A 4,399-nucleotide genomic window follows, 5' to 3' on the forward strand; every position below is an offset into this window, starting at 1 on the left:
GTCGCCTTATATCCCCGCCATGAATGACGGGGCTTTACGGCTCGGTTTGGTAAAGACTGCGGCCTCCGCTCGGCGTGCGCGGGCGCTTCCTGCTACAACAACAGAACCCCTCGCTTTCCACATCTCTTCTGAGGCGCGCACCATGCAGCTCATCATCGTCACGGGTCTTTCCGGCGGCGGCAAGTCGATCGCCGTCCGGCAGTTGGAGGACAGCGGCTACTACTGCATCGACAACCTGCCCGCGGAGTTCCTCGAACCCGTCGCGGAGCGGCTCGCCGCCAACGGCACCCGCGCCGCGGCCGTCGCGATCGACGCACGTTCGCACGCGACATTCGACACCGCCTTCGCCGCGCTCGAGCATCTCAAGGCGCGCGGCTTCGACACGCGCGTGCTCTTTCTCACCGCCTCGAACGAGGAGCTCGTGCGGCGCTTCTCCGAGACGCGCCGCCGTCATCCGCTCTCCACGCACGCCGAGCACCTCGACCAGGAGCTCACGCTCCAGGAGGCGATCCGCCGCGAACGCGAGCTCCTGCTGCCCGTCGCGCAGATCGCGCACGTGATGGACACGACGCGGCTGCTGCCCTCGCAGCTGCGCCGCTGGGTGCAGCAGTTCATCGGCGAGCCGGGTGCGAAGCTCACGCTCACCTTCGAGTCCTTCGGCTACAAGCGGGGGCTCCCGTTCGCCTCGGACCTCGTCTTCGACGTGCGCTGCCTCCCCAACCCCTACTACGCGCCCGAGCTGCGCGCCCTCACGGGGCTCGACGCGCCCGTGGCGGAGTACCTCGCGCGCCAGCCGCTCGTGGGCGAGATGATCGACGACATCGGGCGCTTCATCGAGAAGTGGATCCCGCACTACACGGCGCAGAACCGCCACTACCTCACGGTCTGCATCGGCTGCACGGGCGGACAGCACCGCTCCGTCTACGTCGCCGAAATGCTCGGGCGGCGCTTCTCCGACCGCACCGGAACGATCGTGCGCCACCGCGCGCTCGCGCAGGCGCTCAGCGCCGAGCAGAAGGCTCAGACCGAATAGCCCGCCGCCCGGAGCGCCCGCTCGACGTAGATCCGCACGGGCGCGGGCATGCCCGGCCAGGCGGCCGGATCGGCGGCGAAGCAGGTGAACCCCTGCGCCTCGAGCGACCCCTGCGTGCGCAGGAGCGCGCATCCGTCGAGGAAGAGCCGTTGGTGCGTGAGCTCGCGCTTCATGGCGCCCAAGGGCGCCGCCTCCCAACCCTCGTCGAACCCGAAGTCCGCCGGCCCGGAGATTCCGGCGGCGTCGAGCGGAACCTCCCGCACGACGGGCGTCCAGAGTCCGGCCCAGACGCCTCCGTCTGCGCCGCGGCGCAGCCACACGCCCCGCGCGCTGACGGGAACGCCGAAAACGAGCCGGCGCACCGTCTTCACGAGGGGCTTCTTCGGCGCGGGGAAGTCCTCCGCCCGCCCGGCAAAAGCCGCCCGGCAGAAGCCGCGCACGGGGCACGACGGGCAGAGCGGCGCGCGGCGGCGACAGACGCCGCTTCCGAGGTCCATGAGCCCCTGCGTGTAGGCGGCGACGTCCTCCGGCCCGGGAAGAAGCTCCGCGGCCGCACGGGCGACGGCCGTCTCGAAGGACTTCTCGCCCACGCGGCCCGGAATCATCCGCACGCGCGCGAGAACGCGCTTCACGTTGCCGTCCACCATCGGCAGCTTCGCTTCGCCGCTCGTGAAGGCCGCGACCGCGGCCGCCGTCGAGGGCCCGACGCCGGGGAGTTCGAGAAGCCCCTCGGCGGTGTCGGGAAAGCGTCCGCCGAGAGGACCCGCCACCTGCTCGGCGGCGCGCTTGAGGTTGCGCGCGCGGGAGTAGTAGCCGAGCCCCGCCCAGAGGCGCATCAGTTCGTCCGCAGGGGCGGCGGCGAGCGCCTCGACGGTCGGGAAGCGCGCGAGAAAGCGCTCGTAGTACGGAATCACCGTACCGACCTGCGTCTGCTGGAGCATCACTTCGGAGACGAGCCGTTCGTAGGGCGTCGAAAAGCGCTGCCAGGGCAGGTCGCGGCGCCCGAAGGCGCGCTGCCAGCGGGCGAGCGTCCGGGCGAAGTCTGAATCGGTCATGAGGGGCGACGGGAAAACGAAAACGGCTGGGCGCCCATTCTCGCACGCCCGCAGACCGGCGCTGCGCGCGGCGGGAAGGGCGGCCGCGGCCGACTGCGGGCGATAATGATTCCTTTTCTCTTCTGTGCTCCCAAAAGCGCTCCGCCGTCATGTCCTTCAGCCACCCCGACTTCTCGAGCCTCTTCTGGCGCCTGCTCGCCGGCATCCTCAGCGTGATCGTCGTCACCTCGCTCGTGACGGGCACGATCTTCTACTGGGTGCAGAAGAACGAATGCGCCGAGGGCCGCATCGACGGACGCATCGGCGGGCGCAAGTCCGTCCTCGCCGCGCTCGTGGTCAACGAGTACGCCGGGCGCGAGGAGCTCGTGCGGTGGCTCAAGAGCGCGCAGAACACCCGGCCGACCGTGTACATCGTCAACGACGCGGGCGAGGAGATCTCCGGGCGCAGGGTGCCCGCGGCCGTGCTCGACTCCATCGGGCGCGACCGCGAGAAGATCGAGCGGTCGCTCACCGACCAAGCGAGCCTCACGGGATTCCCACTCAATTCGATCGAACGCGTCGAGATCGACGGCCGGCCCTACTACGCCTTCGCCATGCTCGCGACCGTGCCGCAGGACCTTTCGTTTCTCCCCTTCAACGGCCACGAGACCGCCGTCGTCGCGATGCTCATCGCGCTCGTGCTTTCCGCGCTCGTCTCGGCCGTACTCGCCTACTACTACACCCGGCCGCTCCTGAGGCTCAACTCGGCGATGCGCGACGTCGCGAGCGGGCGCTTCGACACCCGCGTCGATCCGGCCTTCTCCTCCGCGGGCGCCGAGGTGGCGGGCCTCGCCCGGGTCTTCAACCGCATGGCCGAGCGCATCGGCGCCCTCGTGCTCCGGCAGCAGCGGCTCTTTCACAACGTGAGCCACGAGGTGAGGAGTCCGCTCGCGCGCATCGACGTCGCGGTGGACCTCGCGCGCCGCGATCCCGAGCACGCCGCGCGCTACCTCGAGCGCATCGAGCGCGAGGTGAGCAACGTGGACCACCTCGTCGAGGAGCTCCTCACGGTGGCGCGGCAGGACGAAGCGGGCGGGTCGTTGGCGAAGACGCCCGAATCCATGCGCCGGCTCGTCGAGGACGTGGTCGAGACCGCGGGGTTTGAAGCGCAGAAGAAGCGCATCAGGGTGGTGCTCGACGACGCGCTCGACCGGGACGTCGTGCTCGAAGTGAACGCCGAATCGCTGCGCTCGGCGCTCGGCAACCTTCTGCGCAACAGCCTGCGCCACACGCCCGAGGGCGGCCGGATCACGGTGCGCATGAAGCGCGGCCCCGGCCTCCTGCGCATCCGCTGCGGCGACGAGGGGCCGGGGGTGCCGGAAAACGAACTCCCGACGCTCTTCGACCCCTTCGTGCGCGGCAACCGCGAGCAGACCGGCACGGGCTTCGGCCTCGGCCTCACGATCGCGCGCAGCGCCGTCCTCGCCCACGGCGGCTCCATCCGCGCGAGAAACCTGCTGCCGCGCGGCCTTGAGGTGATCGTGGACCTGCCGCTCGCGGCGCCCCCGGCGGCCGTGCAGGGGGCGCGCTGAAGCATTCCCTCACCGCTCCGCCCGGTCGGCCGGGGCGCCGCGCCGATAGAATGAACCGCCGTCCGCGGCTCATCTCTCCCCGCCCCGGCCGACTCGCATCAGAACACCAGAAGGACGACATCATGTCCAGCGGCACGCTCCGTCTACTCTTTGCCTGCGCACTCTGCGCCGCCACCGCTCTTCCGGCCGCGGCGATGCCCGGCATGCCCGCTGGGCATCCGGCCGTCTCGACGCCCGACCGCACGCTCTTCGAGCTCATCGCCGCCGACGTGGCGCTCCACCGCGGCGAGGCGGGCTTCGCCTACGCCGCCTGGATGGACGCGGCCGAGACGACGAAGAATCCCGGCGTCGCGCAGCTCGCCTGGGAGACGGCGGTCTCCGCGCGGGATTCCGAAAAGACCCTCGCCGCCGCCCGGCTCTGGCTCAAGCTTGATCCGGCCGCCGAAGGCGCGCGCCAGACGCTTCTCGCCAACGCCGTCGAGCGCGGCGACGCCCCTGCGGTCCGCAGCGAACTCGCCGCGATGGAGAAGGCGCTCGCCCCGCGCGACGCCAAGGCGGGCGACTGGCTCAACCGCCTCATCGCCACGCTCGGCCCCTCGGCGCAGAAGAGCCGCGGCATCCGGGCGCTCGCCGACGCGCTCGGCCCCTACGCGGCGCGCCACGCCGCCCGTCCGGACGTGCAGATCGGCTACGCGCAGATCCTCGCGGCCGCCGGCCGCGGCGCCGAAGCCTGCCGCCGC

3 protein-coding genes and 1 pseudogene are annotated in these 4,399 nt (G+C 71.2%); 3 read left to right on the forward strand and 1 reads right to left on the reverse strand.

Annotated elements, in window-relative coordinates; translation table 11 throughout:
- Nucleotides 1–142 precede the first annotated feature (142 nt).
- A complete protein-coding gene (rapZ, locus tag ACT6Y9_RS08950) occupies nt 143–1,033 on the forward strand; it encodes an RNase adapter RapZ (RefSeq protein WP_295480232.1) in 891 nt (296 codons plus the stop codon).
- On the opposite strand, the gene mutY is transcribed toward rapZ, so the two are convergent.
- Nucleotides 1,021–2,088 (reverse strand): A/G-specific adenine glycosylase, encoded by a 1,068-nt coding sequence (gene mutY / locus ACT6Y9_RS08955; protein WP_295480234.1) that lies wholly within the window; start codon nt 2,086–2,088, stop codon nt 1,021–1,023. The genes rapZ and mutY overlap by 13 nt on opposite strands.
- 149 nt (nt 2,089–2,237) lie before the next feature.
- On the opposite strand from mutY, the gene ACT6Y9_RS08960 reads away from it, so the two are divergent.
- The gene (locus ACT6Y9_RS08960; protein WP_443744281.1) at nt 2,238–3,659 is read left to right on the forward strand and encodes a HAMP domain-containing sensor histidine kinase; all 1,422 of its coding nucleotides are present in this window, start codon (nt 2,238–2,240) and stop codon (nt 3,657–3,659) included.
- 122 nt (nt 3,660–3,781) lie between these two features.
- A pseudogene (locus tag ACT6Y9_RS08965) lies at nt 3,782–4,399 on the forward strand (tetratricopeptide repeat protein); the annotation flags it as partial.

The sequence above is a fragment of the Sutterella sp. genome (genome assembly GCF_052272535.1).
Lineage (GTDB): Bacteria > Pseudomonadota > Gammaproteobacteria > Burkholderiales > Burkholderiaceae_F > Sutterella.